A 25777-nucleotide genomic window follows, 5' to 3' on the forward strand; every position below is an offset into this window, starting at 1 on the left:
CCATGATGCGTTTTTGCCCGAATTGCCGAACCGAGCGGTCGGTGGACGAGTGGTACTGTGCCGGCACGGTCGGCGATGCCGTTTGCAACTGGGACTTGTCAGGCGTCCCGATCCGGGCGAACGGCTGGCGCCCCCAGGATGTGGTCACGGTCGAGACGGTCAGCCAGCAAGTGGCTGCGGACACCCCCGGATCTCGCGTGCCGCCCTCGCTGACGTGCACGAACGGCCATCCGATGAACGACGGCGACCTCATGTGCCTCGAATGCGGCGCGGATCCGGCCGTGCCCGCCGACGCGCAACAGCTCGGCGCCGGCGACGAGGTTCCTGCCGGCAGCTCGGCGGAGGTCGCGCCGCCGCCGCCGCCCGTCGAAGAAACGCGGATCGACGGCTGGCGGCTGTTGCGCCAGATTTCCAGCACGGACGGCGTGCGCGAACGCTACGTGGCCCAGCAGGACGGGACCGGCAGGCAGGCCGTGCTGACGCTGTATCGGCCGGGCGCAGAACCGGACCCGGCCGTCTACGATGTGGTGCGTCGCCTGCCGCGCGAGCACGTGCCGGAGATCATCGCCACCGGACGCTGGGATCAACGTGCGTACGAAGTCGCCGAGGAGTTGAGCGGCGGGACGCTGGCGGATCTCGGCGTGGCCGTCCGCGATCGCGCGACGATCCGCCGGGTGGTCGATGAACTGGGCCAGGCCCTGCAGGCGTTTTCGGACGTGGGGCTTCGGCATCGGGACCTGCGGCCCGGCACGCTGCTGGTGCGCAGCCGCGAACCGCTGGATCTCGTCATCAGCGGCTTCGGTTCGGCACGGCTGTCCGAATTCGATCTCGATATCGTCTCGCCGCTCGAAACGACGCGCTATATGGCGCCCGAGGCCATTGCAGGCGGTGTCGCCGCGGCGTCCGACTGGTGGAGTCTCGGCATGATCCTGCTCGAGCAGCTGACCGACGGCCGCTGCTTCGAGGGCATCAACCCGCGCGCGTTCCTGATTCACGTGCTGGCCAACGGCGTCACGCTGCCGGACGATCTGGATCCCTCGCTTCACCTGTTGCTGCGAGGCCTGCTCGCGCGTGACCGACATCAACGCTGGCAATGGCCGCAAGTCAAGGCCTGGCTGGACGGCAAACCGGTCGATGCACCGTCGGCAACGACGATCGATGCCGATGGCGACGAAGGCGCCAGCATCGCGTTGGGCGCGCGCCACTATCGCAAGCCGGCGATCTTCGCGCTCGCCGCGGCGGAGCGCGAGAACTGGGAAACGGCACGCGATCACCTGAATCGCGGCGTCGTCCTGACATGGGCGGAACAAGCCGGTGCCGGCGCGAAAGTGCTGGCCGGCCTGCGTCAGGTCGCGCAACTCGACGGCGTCGATGACGATGGCCGCCTGATGATCGCGCTCAAGCTGTTGAATCCCGACATGCCGCTCATTCTGCGCGGCGACATCGTCACGCCCGGCTGGTTGCTGCACAACCCGCTGGAAGGTTACGACCTGGTGACCGGGCCGGTGCCGACGTTCCTGGAACGGCTCGGCACGGAAAGCTGGCTGTCCCGGCTACGCGCTCGCGCCGACGAAGTGCGACACCGGGCTGCGTATCTTGGGATCGAACTGAACGAGGACCTGGTGCGCATCGCGCTGCTTTCCACGTCGCGAGCCCAATTGGCCGCGCAATGGGAAGAGCGACGCCTGCTGTTGCCGGATTCCGATCATCACGGCCTGCTGTCGCTGTCGGAACGCCGCGTCCTCAGCGAGGAAGACCTGATCGTTCTGTTGAGCGCGGCCATTTCACAGTTTCGCTCGGTCGACGAGATCCTCGATCAGGCAGCGGCCGTCGCGGAGCGCGAGCAGATTCTGGTCTTCGATCGCCAGGCTGCCCGGATCGCGCTTGCGCTGCCGCGCGTCGACCTGTTCCATGCCGTCGACGACCGGATCGCCGGATTCGCGCGAACCGGCAACCCGACCGTCGATGAATGGGCGGAGCAGTTCCGGCTGGAACGTCGCTTGCCCCTGCACGAAGTCGTCGTTCTGTTGTCGGTGCCCGTTGAGCAGTGGCTGGAGCCGCAGAAGCAGCAATACGTGTCGCAGATCCTCGACTTCTTCGAAAAGAAAGTCGCCACGACCGTATTGCGCGGTCCGCTGGTACGGATGACCATCGGCAAGACCACGGGGCGGGTCGATCTCCACGAACTGAACGGCGAGCGATTCGCCAGCACCGCGCTGCTCGACCATCTGCTCCAGCGCAACGTGCAGACGGTATCGGTGGACCCGGCCGTGTTCGGTGCAAGCGGAACGCTCGAAGGCCGGTTGAACACGCTGTACCGGCAGACCTCGCTCTACAAGCGGGATACCGGCATCGACGGCCTCTATCTCGGCTTCCCGTTCCTGCTTTACAAGGATCATCGCAGCACGACGCGCCCTCGCATCGCGCCCGTCCTGTTGTGGCCGGTCAAACTGCTGATGGAGCTCGGCGCGCGACGCCAGGTGGCGATGGCTTTCGACGGCGAGCGCGAGGAGGTTCGCCTGAATCCGGCGCTCGAGGGCCTGCTGGGACGCGAGGCCGTCAAGGCGTGGCGTGTCGCAGCCGACGAGGTGCTCGGACGTTCGGCGTTGAAAGCGGCTGACGTGGTCGATGCGTTCGGCCTGCTGGCCGACGTGGAAAGCCGCAAACTCGGTGCGCTGCCGTTGCCGACCCTCGACGTGCCCGCCGGCGTGACGCGCCTCGCCTGCGCCGGCGTGCTGTTTCACGTCGACTTCGCCGGCCAGGCCATCGGCGAGGATCTGCGCCAGCTCAAGCAATTGTCGCCTTCCGGCACGGCGCTCGAATCGATGCTGCGGCTCAAGGACAAATCCGACTACGATGCGTCCGAGGCCACGTCGACCGAGCTCGACCGATTCCTGACGGTGGCAAGCGATCCGTCGCAGGAAGCGGCCATCCTGCAGGCGCGTCAGGGCCCCGGACTGCTGGTCGAAGGGCCGCCGGGCACCGGCAAGAGCCAGACGATCGTCAACATGGTCGCCGACGCGATCGGACAAGGCCGGAGCCTGCTGATCGTCTGCCAGAAGCATGCCGCGCTGGAAGTCGTTCGCAAGCGTCTCGTCGCGGAAGGCCTGGGCGATCGCATCGTGATGCTCAACGACGTCAACAAGGACCGCGAGCCGACGATTCGCGCCGTCCGCGAGCAACTGGATGGAATCTTTCGCGGAGCCGCGTTCGACCCCGGTTTGGTACGCCAGCGTGAACGCATGGCCGCGAGAATCGAGGCCCTCGAGGGCGAACTCGATCGCCAGCATGCCGCGCTGCATCGCGTCGACGCATCGACCGGCCTCAGCTATCGGGCGCTGCTCGGCGAACTGATCCGGCTCGAAGCCGGCGCGCCGCCGGTCAGCGTGCCGCAGTTGCGTACCCGGCTTGCCACGCTGGACATTTCGGCGCTGACCACGCTGGAAGAACACTGCGCACCGCTCGCCCGCTACTGGCTGCCGTCGAAGTTCGAGGGCAGCCCGCTGGCGCAATTGAAGTCGTTTGCGACCGATGCCGCGACGCTCGACGCGTTCAATGCGATCTTCGCGGAATTCCGCGACGCGGAACGCCTGCGGATCGAAACGCTCGCCGCGCATCCCGCGCGCTTCGATGTCGACGACCCCGCCCCGTATCGGGCCTGGCTCGATGCCAACGCCGGCCGCCTCGTCGCACTGGACGAGACGCAACGCAAACGGCTGGCGCAATGGCTGCCCTTGTTCCGGCCGGCCGACCATGCCGATGCGGAAGGCCATCGGCATTACACGGCGCTCGGCGCGCTGCATCGCGATCTGTTGGCCGTCGACACCAGCGGCTTCGACGCGGTGCTGTCGGCTGCCGTCGCGCAGCTGCCGGATCCCGCGCTCCGCAAGCTCGAGGCCCAGGCGACGCTGGCGACGCGCGCCCCGTCGCTGTTGCGCCGCCTGAACCCGATCACGTATCTGCGGCGCGGCCGCCTGATGAAGTTCGTCACCGGCTGCGGCGCGCCCGCGACCGACGAAACGCTCCGCAAGCTGCTGGCCGCCAGCCGGCTCGAAAAAACCTGGCGGCCGCTGCGCGACACATTGAACACGATCAGCCGCACATTGCATCTCGAGACGGTCGAGCCCGCGTGCGGGCCGGCGCTCGCCGATGCCTGCCTGACCCGCCTGCGCCAGCTCGAAGAAATCCGCGAACTCGCGCAGCATCTGGCGATCGCGCCGCGCGGCGACGAATTCGACTCGGCCGTGATGACCGGCGATCGGGCGCCCGTCGAACAGTTGCTCGACGGTTTCGAGACCGCATTCGTGCGGCACCACGCGCGCCAGCATAGTCTTCGCGCGCTGAGGCTGCTCGATGAGTGGCTCTCGGCAGAACTCGTCACCGCCTGCCGGCAGGCCATCGCCGACAACATCAGCTATCAGGCGCCGTTGAACCGAATCGGCGATGCGTTGCCGACGCTCGCCGCGTATCAGCAATTCCGCACCCGGGCACGGCATGTCACCGCCGACGCACTCGACGTGTTTGCGATCATGCGCGACCACGAAGACGCGCTGACGCGTCTGCCGCCTGAGCGCCTCGACGACGCCGTGCGGCGCATGATCAACCGCGAGGCGCGGCTCGGCTGGAAGCGGCGCATGGAGCAGGACCATCCCGAGTTGCTGCTCGACCAGAGCGAAACGGCCGCCAAGATCGAAGCACTCGCGGCGGCCGACGCAGAAATGCGGCGCCTGAACCGCGAGATGCTTCGCAACGGCATCGACCACAGCCGGCTGGGTTCGGCGCGCGACTGGGAAGACGTGACGCGCTTGACTGGCCGGCGCTCCCGGCGTCTGCGCGAATTCATCGAACTCGGGACGGGGCTGGGCCTGATGGCGCTGCGGCCGGTCTGGCTGATGAACCCCGACGTCGCGAGCCGCGTACTGCCGCTGAAATCGGGGCTGTTCGATTCCGTCGTCTACGACGAGGCCTCGCAGATGCCGGTGGAATACGCGATTCCGACGCTGTTCCGCGGCAACTTGTCGATCGTCAGCGGCGACGAGAAGCAAATGCCGCCGACCGCGTTCTTTTCGAGCCGGGCGGAAAGCGACGAGACCGACATCTTCGACGGCGAACAACCCGACGAGGGCGCGACGGAAGACGAACGCGAGCGCTTCGAGGACACCTGGAACCGACGCGAAATCAAGGACTGCCCCGACGTGCTGCAACTGGCACGGAGCGCGCTGCCCGTGTCGACGCTGCAGATCCACTATCGTTCGGCGTATCGCGAGCTGATCGGCTATTCCAACGCCGCGTTCTACGAGAACAACCTCAGCGTGCCGGTTCGCCATCCGGATGCCACAGTACGCGAGGTGAAGCCGCTCGAACTCGTCCAGGTGAATGGTCTTTACGAGCAGCAGACCAACAGCGACGAAGCGGATCGCGTGGTCGCCTATCTGGCGCAACTGTGGCAACAGCCTTACGCCCAGCGCCCTTCCGTCGGCGTGGTCACGTTCAACCGCAAGCAGGCCGACCTCATCCTGGAGCGCCTGGAGCAGCGCGCGGAAGCGGATGAAGCATTCCGCGACGCGTACCGCGAGGAACTCGAGCGCACCGATCGCGGCGAGGACATGGCCGTATTCGTGAAGAACGTCGAGAACGTCCAGGGCGACGAACGCGACATCATCGTCTTCTCCACGACCTTCGGGCGCAACGGCCAGGGCACCTTCCGACGCATGTTTGGCGTGCTGGGCCAGAGCGGCGGCGAGCGGCGCCTCAACGTGGCCGTGACGCGTGCCCGCCATAAGGTGGTGCTCATCACGTCGATGCCGATCCGCGAGATCTCCGACATGCTCACGACGCAGCGCAAGCCGGCGATTCCGCGCGATTATCTTCAGGGTTATATGGAATACGCACGCGCGATGTCGAACGGCGAACTGCCCGCCGGCCGCGCGTTGCTCGGCCGCATGAGCAGCGAACGCGCGCATGCGAAGTTGCGGCAGACGGGCGGCGTCGACGGCTTCGCGGAAGATGTGCTGGCTTATCTGCAGGACCTCGGCCTGTCACCGGTGCCCGCCCAGGAAGGCGATGCCTTCGGGCTTGACTATGCGATCGCCGATCCGGACACCGGCCTTTATGCGATCGGCATCGAATGCGATGCGCCGCGCCATCCGCTGCTCGAACATGCGCGTGCCCGGGAAATCTGGCGGCCGTCCGTGCTGGGGCGCGCCATTCCGACGCTGCATCGCGTGTCGTCGCAAGCCTGGTACCACGCACCGGAGACAGAGAAGGCTCGCCTGAAGGCAGCCGTCGCGCAGGCGCTGAACCAGGAGGTGATGGCATGAGCGGCCCGAAAGTCGTCCGGATCGTGACGCGCGAGGAAATCGTCGCGATCTGCGAAGGACATCTGCAACGCCTCGACCAGGCCATCGCCACCTGGATTGCCGAAGGCCGACGTACCGGCGCGCTGTCGGACGAAGAGATCGCTGCGACCCGGGCTCGACGTGAAGCGCTGGCCGCATTGATCGCCGCCGACGCGTTCATCGAGTTGCAGAAGAAAGTGCCCGACGAGATGGCTTTCCTGAAGGCGGATCTCGTCCGGCGTCAACAGGTGGCAGTCGAACAGGCCGAGCAGGCAGCGAAACGCCGGCGGCAAGGACGGCACGGCGCGACGACCTTGCTTCGCGCGCTGGAAGCGAAAGGGATCGAGATGCCGGCCGAGCTTCGTGGCCAGCTTGATCGCCTGCGCTCGGGCGATCTGCTCGAGCATGCCGATGCGCTGCTCGCGCAAGGGTTCGCCCTGCTGACGCCGGCGGTGGGACGCACACTCAACGATGCGCAACGGGCGCTGGCGAATCGCCTGATGCCCGCCGAACAGTCGGCGGACTTCGAGACCTGGAAGGCCGCGCAACGGGCGGCGTCTCGCGATCCGTCGATCGACCGTCTCGATCGACAGATCGGAGAAGCACGGGTATTTCTGGATCCGCAAGCGGTTGCCGGGTTCTCGTCGCGACTGGATGCGCTCGAAGACGAGATGAACGACGCGCGCAAGAGCCTGTTGCTCGACAGCCTGATCCTCGACCTGTCGAGTGCCATCGAGGCCGCCCGCGCACGCCGCGCGGCGATCGCGGCACTGGAGGAACTGACGGCGGAGATTCGGGCCTGCAACACCGCAGACACCGCGAATTTTGTCGAACGCGCTCGACAGTGCGATATCGCCACCTCGCCGGACGTCGTGGCCGAGTTGACCCGAACCGGGCAGGACCTGATCGCGCAGATGCGGCAGCAACAGGCAGCGGAGGCGCGGCGCAACGCGATCCTGAACGGCCTGGCGCGACTCGGCTACGAAGTGCATGAGGGCATGACGACCGCATGGGCGAAGGACGGCCGGGTCGTCGTCAAGAAGGCTTCGCTGCCGGATTATGGCGTCGAAGTGGGCGGTCAGGCGCAAGCCGGCCGCCTGCAGGTTCGGGCCGTTTCCCTCGTCGCGAATCGCGACGTTGCCCGCGACAAGGATGTCGAAACGCTCTGGTGCGGCGAGTTCGGCCGGTTGCAGGCGTTGCTGGCCCAACACGGCGACGACTTGCTGATCGAACGTGCGATGGGGGTGGGCGAGGTACCGCTCAAGGTGGTTGCCGAACTCGACCAACCGTCCGGCACGGAAGCAGCGATGCGCACGCTGAAGTAAGTCTTGCCGGAGAGCGCCTTCCGGGCGCCGCCTACCGCGCCGCCTGCTGCCGCTGCACCTCCTGCGCTTTCATCTGCAGATAGGCGCCGCGCTCGACCTCGTGCAGTTGCTGCGGATACTGCTCGGTCGCGTCGAACCAGCGCGTGAGACGCTGGTCGAGCGGCTTGTCGAGTGTCGCGAGATACGTGTCGATCGCGAGGTAGTAGCGCATCGTGTTGCGCTCCAGCAGCCCGCGCACACCGCCGATGTACTGCGGCTGCGCGGCCGATGCGCCGCTGACGTTCGTGAAGCCGACCTTGTCGCTGCCGACAGTCGCGAGGTAGGTCTTCATCGCCATGCGGCCGACCGTGCCGAAGCCATACGAATACGTGAGATGCAGGAACGTGCGCGACGCGCCGACCGGCACGGCCTCCAGCGCGATCCGGTAATCCTTCGTGCCCATCGGGCCGCTGTCGGCGGTCAGGTCGACCTGGAAATAGTCCGGCGTCGCGGCCGCCACGCGATAGCGGAATTGCACGCGATAGGTGTCCGACAGCTTCTGCTGGATCTTGCGGCCGAGGTTCACGTCGAGCACCGGGCCGTTGCTGCCGCTCGATGCGTGGCAATACTTCGTGTTCAGGTGCAGGATCAGCACCGCGCACCAGTTCGCGGGGCCCTGCGCGGGATCGTCGAGCTGGCTGCTGACGACCGCGTACGGATAATCGACCACCGCGTAGATGTCGCCCTTCAACGACGACGACGCTTCCGCCGATTCGAGGACCAGCGGCCGGTGAAACGCGTTGTCCTTCAATTGCGGGCCGAGGCTGCGGTAACGGTCGAGCAGCGTCGCCGCATCGTCCGCGCCGAACGACAGCGCGCTCCAGCCAACGCACAGGGCCGCAGCGAGCGCGTGCCACGCGCGGCGAGCCAGCCACGTGCCGCGCAGATCTCCGGATGTCTTCATTCTTGTGCTCCCGCCTGGCGCGCGATGGTCGCGCACATGTGTCACAGAATACGCCTGGCCGCAGCGCAACATTGCGCGCGAACGGGCCGCTATCGGCTGCGCTTCACCGGCACCGGCAACTGCGCGGCGGTGATCCGGATCAGCGCCGACAGCCATTCGCGATCGTCCCAGCGCTCGCCGGAGATGACGAGGTGCGGCTTCGCGCCCGGATACGGCGAACCTTCTTCGCAGGCACCGAGAAACGCGCGGCCTTCGGGTGTCGGCTTGACGAACAGCCGGTCGTCGCAGACGAGCGCGGCCATCTTGCCGTCGCAATAAATGCCGTACTCGCCGAACATCTTGCGCGCGGAAACCGTACCGGCCGCCGCCATCTGCTCGACGATGAAATCGACGGTGCTTTGGCTCGATGCCATCTGCCGCTCCTTGCAAAAAGTTTAAGACCGCAGTGTGCACCAGACCGTTCCGCGTGATTGGCAGATACGCTGCGGCGCGTCATCCCTGGGTCGAAGGCATGCGCATTCAGGCACGGGCGGACCTTCGACGCCCGCCACGCCCTGATATCCCTGACAGTTACATTACGTCTCGATGAATCGTCCAATGACGCTTCACAAAAAACTGGCTTCGCCGATGTGCCGAGAGAGCGGCACGGGCCACCCGACCGGATCGCCGTGCGCCCCGAAGCGTCGATACAAGGAACCCGATGAGCGTACCTGCCCCCTTCCCCGCGTGGCTCAAGCAGACCTATGAATACTATTGCCGCCAACTCGTCCCGGGCGCGATGCTGAGCGAGACGATCGCGATCGACGACGCCGTGTCGCGCGTCACAGCCGCCGACGTCATCGCTGCGGACGATGTGCCGTCCGTTCCGCTTGCCGCGTGCGACGGCTACGCGCTGCGCGCATCCGACACGGCACGCGCGACACGTCGCGAACCCGTCGATCTCACCTGCGAACTCTCGCTGGGCTATCTGGCGTCGCGAACGGCCAGCCCGGCCGCACGCGCGCTCGCGTCCGGCCACGCGGCCAACATCCCGGCCTACGTGACGATGCCGGAGCACGCCGACACCGTTGCGCCGGCCTCCACCCATCGCTGGGCCAGCGCAGACGTCGGCGCGTACCTGCGGTTTCGCGCGCCGTACGCGCCCGGCCAGCACGTGATCGCCGCCGGCAGCGAATACCGGAAAGGAGACATCCTGCTCGCGAAGGGGCTGCGGATTACGCCGGCGCGGCAGGCTGCGCTGATTGCGGCGGGCGTGCGCGAGGTGGCCGTCACGAAGCGGCCGCGCATCGGCATCGTGATCGCCGGCTACGAGGTGGTGCCGCCTGGCCATGCGCGCGAATTGTGGCAGCGCTACGATTCGTGCGGCCCGTATGTCCGCGCGATCCTGCGCCAATGGGGTTATGACGTGCCTGCCATCGAGTATCTGCCACTGCCGTCCGCGGTTCCGTGGTCGGCCGACGCGTGGCGCGACGACCAGGCGTTCAGGCGACAGCTGGCCGAACTGGCCAAGCGCTACGACCTGATCGTCGGCGCCGGGCTGCCGGCGGGCAATTCATTCCAGATTCGCGGCCTGAGCAGCCAGATGGCATACCCGAACAGCCAGAACACGATCCGGATCAAACAGACGCCCGGCGGAGTACTCAACGTCGGACGCAGTGAGAACCGCTCGCCGCCGAAGAAATGGATGGTGGAATCTACGAGGCCGAACGGCTACATCTACCGGACGGAGGCGAAGGTCAGCTACGATCAGGCGGTACTGGTCAACCTGCCGGGCCATACGAGCGGTGTCGCGGTCTTGATGCATGCGATCGTCCGGTACGTGCTCGATTCGCTGGAGCATGTCGCATCGCCAGGGCCGCACTGGGAAACCGCGCTGACCGCGCACGATATCGCACCGGACGCCGAACTCAACGGGATGCGCTGGGGCATTCGGCACGGCGCCGAACGCGGCGAATCGCGGGTCAGCCTGCTGCCATGCCAGGGAGAAGAATCGATTCGCGCCGTGACCGACGCCGAGGTGCTCGTCGCGATCCCGGCCGGGAAAGCGGTGCTGCCTGCCGGTACGCCCGTCTTGTTCGTGCGGCTCGATGGCACCGGCCACGAAGCGCCACGTCGCGGCGAGGTAACGCCTCCGGAGACGGTGGCGGACGCGCCGCCGCCACCGACACCGCAAACAGCCGCCACCGACACCGGCACATTGGTTGCTGACGCAACCGTCCCCGACGTTCGCGAGTCATGGCAACACATCGAAAACCGGATCGCCGCCGATCCGACGCAGCTTCCAGGTGGCCTCAACGGGCCGGCCTCAGCGGACGCGATCGCCGCATTGCACGCCACGCTGGGCACGACGCTGCCGGATGACCTGCTGGAGAGCCTTCGGCTTCACGACGGCCAGGCCGATCCGGCAGCCGTCTTCGCCGAAAGCGACGCCTTGCTGAACGCGCACGAGATCGCCGCGCAATGGTCGATCTGGAAGAAACTGGTATCGGGTGGCGACTTCGACGACATGACGTCCGACCCGGACGCCGGCATCCGCGACGACTGGTACAACCTCAAGTGGATTCCGTTCACGCACAACGGCAGCGGCAATCATCTGTGCGTCGACCTCGATCCCGCCGAAGGCGGCACGGTCGGGCAAGTGATCCGGGTCTGGCATGACGACGATCGGCGTGAACGCGTTGCATCGAGTTATGTGGAATGGCTCGCCCGCGTAGCGGTGGAGCTTGACGATCCGGCCGGCGATTGAGTCGCCGGCGAAAGCGGCGCGACACGTCGCCGATCGCGCCGGCGCCCGTCTATGAACGCAGCGCCGACGGCGCAATGCCCAGCCAGCGCTGGAAACTGCGCCGCATGTTTTCCGTATCGCCGAACCCGCACTCGTTCGCCACGCGCTGCAGCGATGCCGCACCGCTTTCCAGCGCGGCGCGGGCGGCTTCCACGCGCAGTTTCTCGACGGCCTTGGCCGGCGTGAGGCCGGTTTCCGTCTGGAACGCCCGCGCGAATTGACGCGGGCTCATGCACGCCTGCTCGGCCAGGTCGCTCACGCGCAAGCGCGCACCGAGATTGCGGCGAATGTAGTCGAGCAACGGCTGGAAGCGCCCTTGCGCGCTGTCGAGTTCGATCAGCGCCGAGAACTGCGACTGTCCGCCCGGGCGCCGGTAGTACACGACCAGCCGCTTTGCGACCGCGCGCGCCAGCCGCTCGCCGCGATCCGCGCCGATCAGCGCGAGCGTCAGGTCGATGCCGGCCGTGATGCCGGCGCTCGTCCAGAACGGCCCGTCGTTCACGTAGATGCGGTCGAGCGCCAGCCGGACCTGCGGAAACGCCTGCGCGAAGCGCTCGCCGCAGCCCCAGTGCGTGGTCGCCAGCCGGCCGTCCAGCACGCCGGCCGCGGCCAGCAGCAGGCTGCCCGAACAGACACTCGCGACACGGATGCCGCGCGCCGCGCAGCGTCGGACGAACGCGCACGTCGCGTCGTCTGCCATCGCGGCATCGACGCCATCGCCGCCCGCGACCAGCAACGTATCGAGGTCCGCCGCCTCCGGCAACGGCTCGGCGTGCCAGCTCACGCCCGACGAACTGCGCACCAGCCCCGGCTGCGCCGCGACGATGCGAACCGCGTAATACGGCGTGCGCGCGTAGTCGGCCATCTCGAACGCGGCAACGGGCCCGGCGGCATCGAGCAACTGGAAGCCGGGATACACGAGCATGGCGACGCGATGGGTCATGGCAGAAAGTGCGGGAGAAATGACATTGCGACGGACGGCGCGCGGCCCGATCCTACAGGCCGTTCATGTCTTCGGGAGATCGTGATGGCCACCACGCCGTTCATCGTCGTATTCGCGTTGTTCGATCATGTCACGCAGCTCGATTTCACCGGGCCGGACGAGGTGTTCTGGCGCCTGCCGGGCGCGCGGATTCACCGGGCCTCGGTGCGTGGCGGATCGATTCGCGCGGACAGCGGCCTGACCATCGCGGCCGTCGAGCGGCTTGCCGACATCGCGCACGCCGATCTCGTCTGCGTGCCGGGCGGGCTCGGCGTGATCGACGCGATCGCCGACGATGCGTTCGTTCGCGAGGTGCGCCGGCTCGCGCGAAGCGCCCGCTATGTTACCTCCGTATGCAGCGGGTCGCTGGTGCTCGGCGCGGCCGGGTTGCTGCACGGCCGGCGGGCCGCCTGCCACTGGGCGTGGCGCGACCTGCTGCCGCCGTTCGGCGCGATCGTCGACACCGGCCGCGTGGTGCGTGACGGCCCGGTCGTCACGGGCGGTGGTGTCACCGCCGGCATCGACATGGCGCTGTCGGTGATGGCCGACATCGCCGGCCCGGCCTACGCGCAAGCCGTGCAGCTCGGCATCGAGTACGCGCCTGAGCCGCCGTTCGACTGCGGACGTCCGGAGCAGGCCGCACCGGACATTCTCGCGTCGGTGTCCGCGCTGTTCGAGCGCGTGCGGCCCGATCGTCATGCGATCGTGGCGCGCGCGGCGCAGCACCTTGCACCGCCGGACGCAGGCCGACAGGCGACTTGACGACGCGCAGGCGGCCCCTGCCCGACCGGCACGACGCGGTTACTTGTCGGCCGCGAACGCGCTCGACATCTGCCGCGCCCGCTTCACGTCGTCGCCATGCAGATAAATCGACGTCGTGGAAATCGACGCATGTCGCAGGTTGTCGCGCACGGTCGTCAACTCCGCGCCGCGCGCCAACGCATGCGTCGCATGCGTATGACGCATCCAGTGCGGGCTCGCCTGCCGCAGCTTCTGCGCGAGCGCGGGATTGTCGGCATCGACTTGATCGGCCGTCTGCGCGAAGAAACGCTGCATCACCTTCCACAGCCGCACGCTCGTGATCGCGGCCGCACCGTCTTCCGCGAGGCTCGGGATCAGCGGCGTGTCGGGCCGCCAGCGCGATGGCGTGACCGGCAACCGGCGTGCGACCAGAAAACGGTCGAGCCCCGTGCGCGCGAGCGGCGGCAGCGCGACGCGCGCGGCCTTGCTGCCCTTGCCGATCACCTTCAGCCACGCGTCGCCGTGCGCATCGGTCTCGATGTCGCCAAGCGTCGCGCCAACCAGCTCGCTCGCGCGCAGCCCGGTCGCGTAGCCGAAATCGAGAATGAAGCGCAGCCGTTGCGCGGCGGCCGCCGTCCAGCTGGACTGCGGCGCGGCCGGCGTGCCCTTGCGGAACTCGAGCCCGTCGGCGATCGTGCGCACGAGCAGCCACTCGCCTTCGGTGAACGCATGCGACGTGTCGAGTGCGTTCGCGCCACGCGTGTCGCGCACCTTGACGCCCGCGAACGGATTCGCGAGCAGGTAGCGCTGCTCGATCAGCCAGCGAAACAGCGCGCCGAGCACCGATAGCGTGTATGCCGCCGAGCGCGCGGACAGCGCGCCCGAGAACGGCCGCCAGTCGGGCGCACCGCGCGGCCGCACGGGCCCGACCCAGCGCTCGTGCGGTGTCGGGCGCCGTACGAACGCGCGATACGCGACCGCATCCTCGGTCGTCAGCGACGACAGCGCGCGGCCGCGCTCGACGATCGCCCACAGGATCAGCCGCTCGGCCTCCTTCCGGTACGCACGCCGTGTCGCGGCCGATTCGTGCAGCGACAGCCACGCGTGCACGGCCGCGTAATCGTTGTCCGCATCGAGCGTGCTGGTCGCGCGCGGCGCACGGAACGTGCCGGCCGAGCCGTCGACCTCGTGCGGCAGCTTCAGTTGCTCCCACGGTACGATGCTGCCGCGCGGCGTCGCCGCGATCAGCGCGCGCGCCCGTTCGGTCAGCTCCGGATGCGCGGCAAAAAACGCCTCGATGTGCCGCGCACTGGCCATACCGAGGCCCGTGATCGCACGCCACCACTGGCGCCGGCGCGGAATCCGCACCGTGAGATCGGCCAGCGTCGCGATCCCGTGCGCACGCAGCGCGACGACCGCGCGCGCGGGCAGCCACAGGCCGACGTCGTCACTGATCTGCGGGACCGGCGGGCGCGCATGACGCAGCAGGCCGATGGCTTCGGCGACAGCCTTCGCCTCCTGCAAACGCTCACCGTCGGGATGACCGAGCTGCTCCGCGAGATCGGGCCGGCCCGCCTGCCGCGCGACGCGCACGAGACGGCGGCGGATGACGCCGATCACGCCGCGCGCCGAGCGCCCTTCGCCGAGACGATCGGGCAGGTAGCGCGCGACGGCCTGGCGCACGGTCATGCCCGCATACCACGCACGCAGCGCGGCCAGTTCGTCGGCGTCGGGAAAGCCTGCGGGCGCAGGCGCAGAATCGGAGGAAGGCGGTGAAGCGAGGCGCGGTTTCATGGCCGCCAGTTTGACAGAAGCGCGCGCGGCCGGATACGTCGCGCGCGGCGTTCCGGGCGCGACGGGCACCGATGCGCGACACCGGATCGTTCCGGCGTCGCGCTCAGACACATCACATCGATCGAAACCCGTCAGCCCGTGACCGGCGTGCGCCGCACTTCCGACAAATAGATCAGGATCAGCGACACCCACACGATCCCGTACAGGAACATGAAGCAGGTCGTGCGCACGCGCAGCAGGTCGAGCAGCACGCCGAACAGGATCGGCAGCAGGAACCCGCCGAGCCCGCCCGCGAGCCCGACGATGCCCGTGACGACGCCCATGTTGTCCGCGAAATCGTCGGCGACGTACTTGAAGGTCGATGCCATCCCGAGCGCGAACACCGCGCCGAGCACGAAGGTCAGCGCGACGAAACCGGCCACCGGCATCGACACGTTCAGCGTCGCGGTGCCGTCGATCGTGTGGATCACGAAGTCGGTCGCCGGATACGACAGCAGGAACAACGCGATCCACGCGATCCACAGCCCCCACCATGTGACCGCGTGCGCGCCGAAGCGGTCGGACAGCGCACCGCCGAGCGCGCGCAGCACCGAGCCCGGCAGCGAGAAGCCGGCCGCGAACGCGGACGCCATCACGAGCGACATTCCGTATTCGCTCTTCAGGTACTGCGGAATCCACAGCGACAGCGCGGTGAAGCCGCCGAACGTGATCGAGTAGTACTGGCAGAGCCGCCACACGCGCGGGTCGCGCAGCACCTTGAACGAATCGAGCCACGAGCCGCCGCGCTTGCCCGCACCCGGGTCCGGCGCCGACGCGAACCAGAAGATCGCGGCCGTGACGAGCAGCGCGACCGCGTAGACGCGCGGCACGAAGCGCCAGCCGTACGCATCGAGCAGCAGCGGCGTGACGAACAGGTTGACGGCCGCGCCGCAGGTGCCCGCGCCGAACACGCCCATCGCGAGCCCGCGCCGCTGCGGCGGGAAGAAACGCGCGACATACGGCGTGCCGACCGCGAACGATGCGCCGACGCAACCGAGAAACAGCCCGATCAGCAGGAACTGCCACAGCTGGGTCGCGTAGCTGACGATATACACGGGCACCGCGCACACGACGAGCAGCACCGTCATCACGATCCGGCCGCCGAAGCGGTCGGTCCAGGTGCCGAGCGGCAAGCGCATCAGCGCGCCGGTCAGCACGGGCGTCGACGTGAGCAGCCCGAACTCCGTGCTGTTCAGCCCGAGATCGGTGCGCAGCTGCACGCCGAGCACGCCGAACATCATCCACACGACGAAGCACACCATGAATGCGAGCGTGCTCGCGGCCAGCACCGACCACGCACGCAGCGGGATGGCCGGCGCACCGCCGGCCGGCACCACGTTACCTTGTTGTTGAGTTGCCATACGCCAAACCCCGTTTCATTGGACCAGCGGCCCGTTCGCGCCGTCGAATTCAACGCCTTCGACACGCGCGTCGCCCGCGAGAATCGCCACGTACTGCCGCATTGCCCGCTCCCGTACGCGCGCCGACAGGTACGCGGCGATCTGCGCGGCGGCTTCGTCGAACGGCACCGCATCGCCCGGCACGCGGCGCTCGATGCGCACGATGTGAAAGCCGAAGCGCGTATTGACGAGTTTCGGCAGCACGCCGAGCCCGTCGGTGTCGAACAGCGCGGCCTCGAATTCCGGCACCGTGTCGCCGCGCAGCAGTTGCCCGAGGCTGCCGCCGACTTCCGCCGACGGGCAGTTCGACGACGCCCGCGCGAGCGCTTCGAACGTGTCGGGTGCGGCCACCACGTCGGCAAGCGCGGCTTCCGCGCGCTGCCGCAGCGGCGCGAGCGGCACGCGGTCCGTCATCGCGAACAGCACGTGGCTCGCATAGACGATGTCGTTGCGGCGAAAGCGCGCCGGATGCTGCGCGTAGTAGCGCTCGCAATCCGCGCGATCGGGTTCGGGCACGTGCGTGAGTTCGCGTTCGAGCAATGCGTCGACGGCCGCGTCGTCGAGCGGCGCGCCTTCGTCGAGCAGCGCGAGCGACACCGCGCGCTGCCGCAGCAGTTCGCGCACCGCGAGCGCGCGCCGTGCCGCGTCGAGCGGATCGGGCGCGTCGCCGTGATGCGCGGCCTCGGCCGCGACCGCGTCGTCATCGATCGCGATGCCGTTGATGCGCAACGCGGCCGGTGCTTCGTGGAGTACGTCGTTCATGTGGCCTCCTCAGCGCTTGCGCACGAGCTGGTACGGGCGGATCAGGTACGCGACCGACGCGATCCCGCTCCAGATGTGCACCATCCGCGTGAACGGCGACACGAGGAAGATCGTGAAGCCGAGCAGGATATGCAGCCGGTACGTCAGCGGCACGCCGACGAGCAGGCTCGCGATATCCGGCCGGAACGTGACGACGCCCTTCACGTAGTCGGTCAGCTGCTCGAACATCGCACCGTCCATGTGGCGCGTCGACAGCACGACGGTGCCGAGCCCGAGCGCGAGCTGCACCCACAGCATCAGCACGATCAGGATGTCGGACTTGCGGCTGTTCTTGCGGATACGCGGGTCGCCGAGGCGCCGCCAGATCAGGATGGTCAGCCCGATGATCGCGGCTACGCCGGCCGCGCCGCCGGCCACCATCGCGACCAACTGGTGCCCGGACGCGGAAAGAAACGGCGACACGAGCCAGTGCGGCGCAAGAAAGCCGCCGAAGTGCCCGAGCACGACGACCAGCACGCCCCAGTGGAACAGGTTGCTGCCGAGCCGCAGCATGCCGTGGCGCAGCAGCTGCGACGAATCGCTTTTCCACGTGTATTGCTCACGGTCGAAGCGAATCAGGCTGCCCAGCAGCAGCACCGCGAGACAGATGTACGGATAGATCCCGAACAGGAATTGATGCAGGTAATCGTTCATGGCTTTCCCCTGTTGAACCGGCGCGCTTACGCGCGCCGCGCAGGCCGTTGATCGTAGAAGCGCACCGGTTCCTCCGCCGGCGTGGCCGCGCCGACGAAGCGCACGGCCTCGTCCGCATACGACGCGTCGAGCGCACGGTAGTCGGCGGCACTCGGCCGCTCGGCGGCCACGTCGTCGTCGGTGGCGCCCGGCGCGTCGGCCGGCGCGAGCCCGGCCATCGGCAGCAGCGCCCCGACGACGAAGCCGTAATGGCTGCCACGCTGCGCGAGCTGGCCGGCCAGCGCGCTCAGGATTTCGCCGGTTTCGGCGAGCAACTTGCGCGCATCGGGCGCCGGCAGCCGCGACAGGTATTCGAGGAACACGGGCAGGTAGTCGGGCAGTTCGCCCTGGTTCAGGAACAGCCCGTGCCGCTCGTACATCTGCAGCAGGTCGACCATCGCCTGCCCGCGGTCGCGCGATTCGCCGTGTACATGCTCGAACAGGTACAGCGACGTCGCGCGGCCACGGTCGAACAGCCCGACGTAGTTCTCCTGCAGCGTCAGCAGGTCGCGCTCGCGCACGTAGGCAAGGAACCGGTCGAGGCCCGCGCGCACCGTTTTCGACAGGCGCGCGTGCTCGCGCAGGTGCATTTCGATCGAATCGAGCGCGACAACGAGCGCCTCGTCGGGATAATCAAGCAGCGCCGCGAGCGCCGCATAGGTCGGATCGGATGCGGTGCTCATCATCGGGAAGCCTCGTGGATCGGAATCGTCTTGCTGCCCTTCCTCGGGCTGAACAGGCTGGCCTCCGAACGGCCATCCGAGCAGCCGTTGCCGAACGAGAAGCCGCACGACGCGCGCAGGTCGTAGGCGTTCTCCGCATACTCGCGATGCGTGGTCGGGATCACGAAACGATCCTCATAGTTCGCGATCGCGAGGTAGCGGTACATCTCCTCGACCTGCGCGAGCGACAGCCCGACCTGGTCGAGCACGCCGCGCGCGTCGACGCCGTCCACGTGGCGCGCGCGCATGAACGCGCGCATCGCGAGCAGCCGCTCGAGCGCGAGCTTCACGGGCGCCTCGTCGCCGGCCGTCAGCAGGTTCGCGAGATAGCGCAGCGGGATGCGCAGCGATTCGACGTCCGGCAGGTAGCCATTCATCCCGAGATCACCGCTGTTCGCGGCCGCGTTGATCGGCGACAGCGGCGGCACGTACCACACCATCGGCAGCGTCCGGTATTCCGGATGCAGCGGGAACGCGATCTTCCAGTCGATCGCCATCTTGTAGGTCGGCGAACGGCGCGCGGCGTCGATCCACGCGGCCGGCACGCCGTCACGCTCGGCCTGCGCGATCACGGCCGGGTCGTCCGGATCGAGGAACAGCGACAATTGCGCTTCGTACAGATCCTTCTCGTTCTCGGCGCTGGCCGCCTCGCTGATCCGGTCGGCGTCGTACAGCAGCACGCCGAGATAGCGGATGCGGCCCACGCAGGTTTCCGAGCACACGGTCGGCTGGCCGGCCTCGATGCGCGGATAGCAGAAGATGCACTTCTCGGCCTTGCCGCTTTGCCAGTTGTAGTAGATCTTCTTGTACGGGCAGCCGGACACGCACATGCGCCAGCCGCGGCACTTGTCCTGGTCGATCAGCACGATGCCGTCTTCCTCGCGCTTGTAGATCGAGCCCGACGGGCACGACGCGACGCACGCCGGGTTCAGGCAGTGCTCGCACAGGCGCGGCAGGTACATCATGAAAGTGTTCTCGAACTGCCCGTAGATCTCCTTCTGCACATTCTCGAAGTTGTAGTCCTTCGCGCGCTTCTCGAACTCGCCGCCGAGGATCTCCTCCCAGTTCGGCCCCCACTCGATCTTCTCGAGCCGCTGGCCGCTGATCACCGAGCGCGGCCGCGCGACCGGCATCGCGCGCGTATTGCCGGCTTCCTGCAGATGCGCGTAGTCGAACGTGAACGGCTCGTAGTAATCGTCGATCTCGGGCAGGTGCGGGTTCGCGAAGATCTGCGCGAGCAGCCGCCACTTGCTGCCGAGACGCGGCTCGATCTTGCCGTCCGCGCGCCGTTTCCAGCCGCCGCGCCAGCGGTCCTGGTTCTCCCAGTCCTTCGGGTAGCCGATGCCCGGTTTCGTCTCGACGTTGTTGAACCACGCGTATTCCATCCCTTCGCGGCTCGTCCATACGTTCTTGCAGGTCACCGAGCAGGTATGGCAGCCGATGCACTTGTCGAGGTTCAGCACCATCGCGATCTGTGCGCGTACCTTCATGACGTTTCTCCGGTAGCCCGTACGGCTTGCGTTGTGGGGTCGACCGCGGTCTCTTCGCCATCGAGCCAGTCGATCTTGTTCATCCTGCGCACGATCAGGAACTCGTCGCGATTCGAGCCGACCGTGCCGTAGTAGTTGAAGCCGTACGCGAGCTGCGCATAACCGCCGATCATGTGGGTCGGCTTCAGCGCGATGCGCGTGACCGAGTTGTGGATGCCGCCGCGCGTGCCGGTGATCTCGGAGCCCGGCGTGTTCACGATCTTCTCCTGCGCGTGGTACATCATCACCATCCCGGACGGAATCCGCTGGCTGACCACGGCCCGCGCGCACAATGCGCCGTTCGAGTTGAAGCATTCGATCCAGTCGTTATCGACCGCGCCGATCGCCTTCGCGTCGTCCTCCGACATCCACACGATCGGGCCGCCGCGCGACAGCGTCAGCATCAGCAGGTTGTCCGTGTAGGTGCTGTGGATCCCCCACTTCTGGTGCGGCGTCAGGAAGTTCAGCACCCGTTCCGGGTTGCCGTTCGAACGCGTGCCGACCATGTTCGCGTAACTGCCCGTATCGACCGGCGGCTTGTACGCGCACAGCGACTCGCCGAACGCGCGCATCCACGCATGATCCTGATAGAGCTGCTGGCGGCCGGTCATCGTGCGCCACGGCACCAGCTCGTGCACGTTCACGTAGCCGGCGTTGTACGACACGTGCTCGGATTCGATCCCGCTCCACGTCGGCGACGAGATGATCTTGCGCGGCTGCGCCTGGATGTCGCGGAAACGGATCTTCTCGTCTGCGCGCGCGGCGGCCAGGTGCGTATGGTCGATGCCCGTGATGCCGGACAGTGCGCGCCACGCCTTCACCGCCACTTCGCCATTGGTCTCGGGCGCGAGCGCGAGGATCACCTCGGCCGCGTCGAGCGCCGTGTCGATACGCGGCCGCCCTTGCGCCGCGCCGTCGGCCACCTTGTAGTTGAGCTCGCCGAGCAGCTTCACTTCGTCCTTCGTGTCCCAGCCGATGCCTTTGCCGCCGTTGCCGAGCTTGTCCATCAGCGGCCCGAGCGACGTGAAGCGCGCGTAGGTGTTCGGATAGTCGCGCTCGACGACGGTCACGTTCGGCATCGTGCGGCCCGGCACCGGCTCGCATTCGCCGCGCTTCCAGTCCTGCACGTCGAACGGCTGCGCGAGCTCGCCCGGCGTGTCGTGCGCGATCGGGGCGAGCACCACGTCGCGTTCGACGCCCAGATGCCCGTCGCACAGTTCGGAGAAGCGCTTCGCGATCCCCTTGAAGATCTCCCAGTCGCTCTTCGATTCCCACGCGGGATCGACGGCCGCCGACAGCGGATGGATGAACGGGTGCATGTCGGACGTGTTCATGTCGTCCTTCTCGTACCACGTCGCGGTGGGCAGCACGACGTCCGAGTACATGCAGGTCGTCGACATCCGGAAGTCGAGCGTCACGAGCAGGTCGAGCTTGCCGCGCGGCGCGTCGTCATGCCACGTCACTTCCTCGGGGCGCGTGCCGCCGGTCGCGCCGAGATCCTCGCCCTGCACGCCGTGGGTCGTACCGAGCAGATGCTTCAGGAAATATTCATGCCCCTTGCCTGACGAACCGAGCAGGTTCGAGCGCCACACGAACAGGTTGCGCGGGAAGTTCTCCGGCGCATCGGGATCCTCGCTCGCCAACTTCAGCGTGCCCGTCTTCAGCTGCTGCGCGAGGGCCGCACCGCCATGCGCGGGATCGGCGAGCGCCGCGCCGACCTTCAGCGGATTCACCGCGAGCTGCGGCGCGGACGGCAGCCAGCCCATCCGTTCCGCGCGCACGTTGTAGTCGATCGGCGCGCCGTGGAACTTCGATTTGTCCGCGAGCGGCGACAGCAGCGTGGCCGGGTCCATCGGGTCGTAGCGCCACTGGTCGGTGTGCGCGTAGAAGAACGACGTCGCATTCATCTGGCGCGGCGGGCGGCTCCAGTCGAGCGCGCCGGACAATACCGTCCAGCCTGTCTGCGGCCGCAGCTTCTCCTGGCCCACGTAGTGCGACCAGCCACCGCCCGGCTTGCCGACGCAGCCGCACATGATCAGCATGTTCATGATCGCGCGGTACGACATGTCCATGTGGAACCAGTGGTTGATCCCGGCGCCGATGATCACCATCGACTTGCCTTGCGTCTTGTGCGCGTTCTCCGCGAACTGCCGCGCGACCGAGATCACGTCCGCGCGCTTCACGCCGGTGATCGCTTCCTGCCAGGCCGGCGTGTACGGCAGGTCGTCGTCGTAGCTCGCGGCCACGTCGCGGCCGCCGAGGCCCTGGTCGAGCCCGTAGTTGGCGACGAACAGGTCGTAGACGGTCGCGACCAGCAGGTCGCCGTTGCGCGTCGCGATGCGCCGCACGCCGATCCGGCGCGACAGCTCGGACGTGTGCTGCGTCGAATTGAAATGCGCGTGCGGCTGGTTGCCGAAATACGGGAACAGCACGTCGACCACGTCGTCGTGCGCGGCCGTGCACGACAGCCGCGGCGCGAGTGCCGCGCCCTTCGACGTCTCGCCGCGCAGGTTCCACTTGCCCTTGTCGGCTTCGTCCTGCTGCCCCCAGCGGAACCCGACCGAGCCGACCGGCACGACGAACTCGCCGGTCGCATCGTCGATCATCACGGTCTTCCAGTCCGGATGCGCGGCTTCGTCGAGCGCATCGTCGAAGTCGGATGCGCGCACGAGGCGCTCGGGCACGTAACCGTCGCCGTGCGGCACGAGGCGCACGAGGCACGGCATGTCGGTATAGCGCTTGCAATAGTCGGTGAAGTAGTCGCTCTTCCCCGCCAGATGGAATTCCTTGAGGATCACGTGCCCCATCGCGAGCGCGAGCGCCGCGTCGGTGCCCTGCTTCGGGTGCAGCCACAGGTCGCCGAATTTCGCGCCTTCCGAGTAGTCGGGGAACACCGACACGACCTTGGTGCCGCGATAGCGCGCCTCGACGAGAAAGTGCGCGTCCGGCGTGCGCGTCTGCGGGACATTGGAGCCCCACATCATGATGAACGTCGAGTTGTACCAGTCGGCCGATTCCGGCACGTCGGTCTGCTCGCCCCAGGTCTGCGGCGACGCAGGCGGCAGGTCGCAATACCAGTCGTAGAAGCTCAGGCACACGCCGCCGATCAGCGACAAGTAACGGGAACCCGCCGCATACGACACCATCGACATTGCCGGAATCGGCGAGAAGCCGACCACGCGATCGGGGCCATGCTGCTTCACGGTGTGGACATTTGCGGCCGCAACGATCTCGTTGACCTCGTCCCAGCTCGCGCGCACGAAGCCGCCGAGCCCGCGCCGGCTCTGGTACGAACGGCGTGCTTCGTCGTCTTCGACGATCGAGCGCCACGCGTCGACGGGCCCAAGCGTGCGGCGGCGTTCACGCCACAGCTTCACGAGCGCGCTGCGCACCATCGGATGCTTGAGGCGGTTCGCGCTATACAGATACCAGGAGTACGACGCACCGCGCGAGCAGCCGCGCGGCTCGTGGTTCGGCATGTCGGGACGCGTGCGCGGATAGTCGGTCTGCTGGGTTTCCCAGGTGACGATCCCGCCTTTCACATAGACCTTCCACGAGCACGAGCCCGTGCAATTCACGCCGTGGGTCGAGCGGACGATCTTGTCGTGCTGCCAGCGCATCCGGTAGCCGTCTTCCCATTTTCGGTCTTCGTCCGTGACGGCACCGTGTCCGTCGGAAAAGCGTGGCCTCGTGGTGGAGAAATAACGCAATCTATCCAGGAAATGGCTCATGGGGATCTCGTTTTTCCGGTCTTTTGGCAGACCCTGATTATTTAAGGAGGTGAAATGGCGGATGTAAAGGTCGATCGGATCGCATTCGTTTCGCCCTTTCCACCGTGGTCGCATCGATTGTCGGGCGGATCGACATATCAAGACTTGATACAAATCACGATATCGTTGATCCGCGCGCAACAGCAAACGCCACCTGGGGCGTGAGCGCGCGGCAAGGCCTGCTATGCTGCGCACTGCATTCGCGCGTCATCCGTCCGCCGCTTCCCTGCATCGCGTAGCGGCGCTCGGATTTCGCATTGAAATGCGCTGAACATCCCTGCCATCCGTAGCGGGATTCGCATGCCGCAGCCGGTTGCCGGTCGACGGTTGCGCAACAGGTTCAGCGCATTTCCCTTTCCGGCCGTCGATCAATAAAACCCATACCAATAAGCACTGCAATTTCATGACATCCCGACTTCTCGCCGCGCTCGCTGCCGCGGCCTTGAGCTGCACCGTCCTGCCCGCTGCCCACGCACGCACCTATGTCCCGCCGACCGCGTCGTTCGGTAAAGGGGCTTATGTGCATCAATTCGTGCTGCGCGACCCCGTCACGCACCGGCCGCTGCCGAATGCACGCTACCGGCTGCTGCTGCCCGGGCAGGTGATCGCGGGGCTGCCTCCCTATGAAGAAGGCGGCGAAAGCGTCGTGTTCGGCACGACCGATGCCGCCGGACGCACGGTGCGGATTCGCCTGCCCGCCCGTCATCCCGAGAGCGAGTGGGCGCTTCAGCCTGTCGTCGGCGAAGGCGACATGGGCGGGACGTTTCGCGTGATCGACGAAGAGACGGGGCGGCCCTACGGTCGTTACTCGTACGTACTCGACGTGACGGGCGCATACCTGGCCTGCGGGCACATCGATGCCAACGGCTATACCGTCTTCGCGCAATCGCAGGTGGACCGCAAGCTCTGGTTGCACCCCACGGTATTGCGCGTGCCCGCGGACACCGACTGGTGTGCCGGGCCCGCCACGGACATCGCCAACCGTGCCGGCAATCCGGGCGTGCCCGATCTCTACACGCAGTATCTCGGCAGCCTGGTCGCCGACGGCCAGCACCTCGGCCGGGCACTCCAGGAACAGATCGCGGCCAAGATGGTCGCGCTGGCGATTGCCGAGCGGGACGAAGGCCGCATCGACACCGCGCTCGAGGTCGGCCATTTCTCGGATCGCATGTTGAACAGCGTCGGTTACGACCTCGTCAATGCGGGCCTGAAGATCGATCGTGCGATGGCGATGATCGATGCGCACCTGGCGACGTCACCGAACGACGCGTATGCGCTCGACAGCAAGGGCTGGGCACTGTATCGCCTCGGTCGCAACGACGACGCGCTGACGTGGTTCGACCGGTCGATCGCGATCTTCGCGAAGGACGACGACAGGGACAAGGGTGCGCGCGAAGCCTATGCGAGCGGGCTGACGCACAAGGGTGAAGTGCTGTGGAAGCTGGGCCGAGAAGATGCCGCGCGCGATGCGTTCGCGCAGGCGCGGAAGGTCCAGCCCGAGAACACGGACCTGGCGGAGACGTTGAAGCGGCTGGCGATACCGCTCGGGCAGGATGGCGCGAAGGCGCCGGGTACGGCAAGCGAGTAACCGGCGACGCGAGCGGACAGGCAAGCGGACACATGGCGCGGCAACAGCTGTCGGCAGAAGCGTGGAAAGCGGCTGCCGGCTTAGTCCGGCACCGCCGCCATCACCGGACGAGGCCGACCACGCTCGCTTCCGTCACTCCTCGCCTTTCGCGCCCGGATTGAGCATCACGACGAAGCCCGCCACGCCGACGACCAGCGCGACCGCGCCGCCGCGCAGCGCCATCGCATTGTCGAACAGCAGCCCCGACACGACGGCCATCATCCCCGCGAGCGACATGAACACGGCGATCGCCGCGACGACGATCCGGTACTGGCGACGTATCATCGC

Annotated in this window: 16 protein-coding genes; 5 read left to right on the plus strand and 11 right to left on the minus strand. The window is 67.3% G+C overall.

Annotated elements, in window-relative coordinates:
* Positions 1-2: 2 nt before the first annotated feature.
* Positions 3-6320, plus strand: coding sequence for an AAA domain-containing protein (locus ACN8ZM_RS35650; RefSeq protein ID WP_420212764.1), 6318 nt, complete (start codon positions 3-5; stop codon positions 6318-6320).
* A gap of 23 nt (positions 6321-6343) precedes the next feature.
* Complete coding sequence (locus tag ACN8ZM_RS35655; RefSeq protein WP_420212765.1) at positions 6344-7663, plus strand: hypothetical protein; 1320 nt, start codon at positions 6344-6346, stop codon at positions 7661-7663.
* Between the two features lie 31 nt (positions 7664-7694).
* Here ACN8ZM_RS35655 and ACN8ZM_RS35660 read toward each other — a convergent pair whose 3' ends face one another.
* Entirely contained in the window at positions 7695-8606 is a 912-nt protein-coding gene (locus ACN8ZM_RS35660) for a hypothetical protein (protein WP_420212766.1), read from the minus strand.
* Positions 8607-8695: 89 nt separating this feature from the next.
* Positions 8696-9019 carry a TfoX/Sxy family protein gene (locus tag ACN8ZM_RS35665; RefSeq protein WP_043192078.1) on the minus strand — a complete coding sequence of 108 codons (324 nt, stop codon included), beginning with the start codon at positions 9017-9019 and terminating at the stop codon, positions 8696-8698.
* Between the two features lie 287 nt (positions 9020-9306).
* Between ACN8ZM_RS35665 and ACN8ZM_RS35670 the strand changes: the two genes are divergently transcribed.
* The gene (locus ACN8ZM_RS35670) at positions 9307-11352 is read left to right on the plus strand and encodes an SMI1/KNR4 family protein (protein WP_420212767.1); all 2046 of its coding nucleotides are present in this window, start codon (positions 9307-9309) and stop codon (positions 11350-11352) included.
* Between the two features lie 49 nt (positions 11353-11401).
* Here ACN8ZM_RS35670 and ACN8ZM_RS35675 read toward each other — a convergent pair whose 3' ends face one another.
* The gene (locus tag ACN8ZM_RS35675; protein WP_205823136.1) at positions 11402-12334 is read right to left on the minus strand and encodes a GlxA family transcriptional regulator; all 933 of its coding nucleotides are present in this window, start codon (positions 12332-12334) and stop codon (positions 11402-11404) included.
* Positions 12335-12418: 84 nt separating this feature from the next.
* Here ACN8ZM_RS35675 and ACN8ZM_RS35680 point away from each other — a divergent pair, with 84 nt between their 5' ends.
* Complete coding sequence (locus tag ACN8ZM_RS35680; protein WP_420212768.1) at positions 12419-13135, plus strand: DJ-1/PfpI family protein; 717 nt, start codon at positions 12419-12421, stop codon at positions 13133-13135.
* Between the two features lie 39 nt (positions 13136-13174).
* On the opposite strand, the gene ACN8ZM_RS35685 is transcribed toward ACN8ZM_RS35680, so the two are convergent.
* The 7 genes from ACN8ZM_RS35685 to ACN8ZM_RS35715 form a co-directional block, all read right to left on the minus strand.
* Positions 13175-14908, minus strand: coding sequence for a phage integrase family protein (locus tag ACN8ZM_RS35685; protein WP_420212769.1), 1734 nt, complete (start codon positions 14906-14908; stop codon positions 13175-13177).
* A gap of 131 nt (positions 14909-15039) precedes the next feature.
* The gene (locus ACN8ZM_RS35690; RefSeq protein WP_205823139.1) at positions 15040-16308 is read right to left on the minus strand and encodes an MFS transporter; all 1269 of its coding nucleotides are present in this window, start codon (positions 16306-16308) and stop codon (positions 15040-15042) included.
* 15 nt (positions 16309-16323) lie between these two features.
* Positions 16324-17109: a peptidylprolyl isomerase gene (locus tag ACN8ZM_RS35695; RefSeq protein WP_420212770.1), complete on the minus strand. Its 786-nt coding sequence runs from the start codon at positions 17107-17109 to the stop codon at positions 16324-16326.
* A 9-nt stretch (positions 17110-17118) separates the two neighbouring features.
* Positions 17119-17802, minus strand: coding sequence for a respiratory nitrate reductase subunit gamma (gene narI, locus ACN8ZM_RS35700; protein WP_043192090.1), 684 nt, complete (start codon positions 17800-17802; stop codon positions 17119-17121).
* 26 nt (positions 17803-17828) lie between these two features.
* Positions 17829-18524, minus strand: coding sequence for a nitrate reductase molybdenum cofactor assembly chaperone (gene narJ, locus ACN8ZM_RS35705; RefSeq protein WP_420213320.1), 696 nt, complete (start codon positions 18522-18524; stop codon positions 17829-17831).
* Positions 18524-20053 (minus strand): nitrate reductase subunit beta, encoded by a 1530-nt coding sequence (gene narH, locus ACN8ZM_RS35710; protein WP_420212771.1) that lies wholly within the window; start codon positions 20051-20053, stop codon positions 18524-18526. Before narH ends, narJ begins: the two co-directional genes overlap by 1 nt.
* On the minus strand, positions 20050-23823 hold the full coding sequence (locus tag ACN8ZM_RS35715) for a nitrate reductase subunit alpha (RefSeq protein WP_420212772.1): 3774 nt from the start codon (positions 23821-23823) through the stop codon (positions 20050-20052). Before ACN8ZM_RS35715 ends, narH begins: the two co-directional genes overlap by 4 nt.
* A 442-nt stretch (positions 23824-24265) precedes the next feature.
* On the opposite strand from ACN8ZM_RS35715, the gene ACN8ZM_RS35720 reads away from it, so the two are divergent.
* Positions 24266-25450, plus strand: coding sequence for a hypothetical protein (locus tag ACN8ZM_RS35720; RefSeq protein WP_420212773.1), 1185 nt, complete (start codon positions 24266-24268; stop codon positions 25448-25450).
* 132 nt (positions 25451-25582) lie between these two features.
* On the opposite strand, the gene ACN8ZM_RS35725 is transcribed toward ACN8ZM_RS35720, so the two are convergent.
* The gene (locus tag ACN8ZM_RS35725; protein ID WP_089454317.1) at positions 25583-25774 is read right to left on the minus strand and encodes a DUF2964 family protein; all 192 of its coding nucleotides are present in this window, start codon (positions 25772-25774) and stop codon (positions 25583-25585) included.
* Positions 25775-25777: the final 3 nt, after the last annotated feature.

The sequence above is a fragment of the Burkholderia aenigmatica genome, assembly GCF_048627025.1.
Classification (GTDB): domain Bacteria; phylum Pseudomonadota; class Gammaproteobacteria; order Burkholderiales; family Burkholderiaceae; genus Burkholderia; species Burkholderia aenigmatica.

Coding starts and splice junctions, on each gene's coding strand:
- ACN8ZM_RS35670 (WP_420212767.1), top strand. CDS start 9,307: ATGAGCGTACCTGCCCCCTTCCCCGCGTGGCTCAAGCAGACCTATGAA.
- narJ (WP_420213320.1), bottom strand. CDS start 18,524: ATGAGCACCGCATCCGATCCGACCTATGCGGCGCTCGCGGCGCTGCTT.
- ACN8ZM_RS35665 (WP_043192078.1), bottom strand. CDS start 9,019: ATGGCATCGAGCCAAAGCACCGTCGATTTCATCGTCGAGCAGATGGCG.
- ACN8ZM_RS35680 (WP_420212768.1), top strand. CDS start 12,419: ATGGCCACCACGCCGTTCATCGTCGTATTCGCGTTGTTCGATCATGTC.
- ACN8ZM_RS35690 (WP_205823139.1), bottom strand. CDS start 16,308: ATGGCAACTCAACAACAAGGTAACGTGGTGCCGGCCGGCGGTGCGCCG.
- ACN8ZM_RS35715 (WP_420212772.1), bottom strand. CDS start 23,823: ATGAGCCATTTCCTGGATAGATTGCGTTATTTCTCCACCACGAGGCCA.
- ACN8ZM_RS35675 (WP_205823136.1), bottom strand. CDS start 12,334: ATGACCCATCGCGTCGCCATGCTCGTGTATCCCGGCTTCCAGTTGCTC.
- ACN8ZM_RS35695 (WP_420212770.1), bottom strand. CDS start 17,109: ATGAACGACGTACTCCACGAAGCACCGGCCGCGTTGCGCATCAACGGC.
- ACN8ZM_RS35660 (WP_420212766.1), bottom strand. CDS start 8,606: ATGAAGACATCCGGAGATCTGCGCGGCACGTGGCTGGCTCGCCGCGCG.
- narI (WP_043192090.1), bottom strand. CDS start 17,802: ATGAACGATTACCTGCATCAATTCCTGTTCGGGATCTATCCGTACATC.
- narH (WP_420212771.1), bottom strand. CDS start 20,053: ATGAAGGTACGCGCACAGATCGCGATGGTGCTGAACCTCGACAAGTGC.
- ACN8ZM_RS35725 (WP_089454317.1), bottom strand. CDS start 25,774: ATGATACGTCGCCAGTACCGGATCGTCGTCGCGGCGATCGCCGTGTTC.
- ACN8ZM_RS35685 (WP_420212769.1), bottom strand. CDS start 14,908: ATGAAACCGCGCCTCGCTTCACCGCCTTCCTCCGATTCTGCGCCTGCG.
- ACN8ZM_RS35720 (WP_420212773.1), top strand. CDS start 24,266: ATGACATCCCGACTTCTCGCCGCGCTCGCTGCCGCGGCCTTGAGCTGC.
- ACN8ZM_RS35650 (WP_420212764.1), top strand. CDS start 3: ATGATGCGTTTTTGCCCGAATTGCCGAACCGAGCGGTCGGTGGACGAG.